This window comes from Acinetobacter sp. GN11 (assembly GCF_054823985.1).
On the sequence record NZ_JRVL01000382.1, the window covers coordinates 1 to 895 of the forward strand.

Below are 895 nucleotides of genomic sequence, written 5' to 3' on the forward strand. Positions count from 1 at the left end.
TTCCACTTTCTCAATCACCTTTAAACCATCTTGGGTCACATCAATCACACACAGATCGGTGTAAATACGATCAACACAGTGTTTACCCGTAACTGGATAGCTCAGCTCAGCCACAATCTTAGGCTCACCTTGCTTGGTCACATGGTCGGTGGTGATAAATACTTTCTTAGCACCTACAGCTAAATCCATCGCGCCACCTACCGCAGGAATCGCATCGGGTGCACCCGTGTGCCAGTTCGCCAAGTCACCATTCGCAGCAACCTGAAATGCGCCAAGCACCGCAATATCAAGGTGACCGCCACGCATCATCGCAAATGAGTCACCATGGTGAAAAAAGCTGCCGCCTTCGAGCATGGTCACAAATTCTTTACCCGCATTAATCAGTTCAGGGTCTTCTTCACCTTCCGCTGGTGGTGGGCCAAATGCCAATAGACCATTTTCAGAATGAAGAAAAATATCTTTATCGTTAGGTAAATAGCTTGCGATCTTGGTGGGTAAGCCAATACCCAAGTTCACATAGGCACCATCTGGAATGTCTTGTGCCACACGTTTTGCAATCTGGTCACGGCTGAGTTTCTGGTAGCTCATGTTATTTCTCCTTATTGCTTATTGTGCTGGCTGTACTTGAACAACGTGTTGTACAAAGATGCCCGGGGTAATGATGTGCTCCGGGTCTAGTCCACCTAGCTCAACCACTTCAGACACCTGAACAATGGTCACATCAGCAGCCATGGCCATGATCGGGCCAAAGTTACGTGCAGATTTGCGGTAAACCAGATTGCCCCAGCGATCACCCTTATAAGCTTTAATCAAGGCAAAGTCAGCCTTAATTGGATATTCAAGTACGTAATCTTTACCATCGATCTGGCGGGTTTCTTTGCCTTCAGCTAAAAGT

2 protein-coding genes are annotated in these 895 nt (G+C 47.2%); both read right to left on the minus strand.

The window, feature by feature from the left end:
- Positions 1-588 (minus strand): 3-oxoacid CoA-transferase subunit B (locus NL42_RS19620; protein ID WP_461314024.1); only part of this gene is annotated, 588 nt, incomplete at its 3' end.
- 18 nt (positions 589-606) lie between these two features.
- On the minus strand, positions 607-895 hold a 289-nt coding region (locus NL42_RS19625), incomplete at its 5' end, for a 3-oxoacid CoA-transferase subunit A (RefSeq protein ID WP_461314025.1).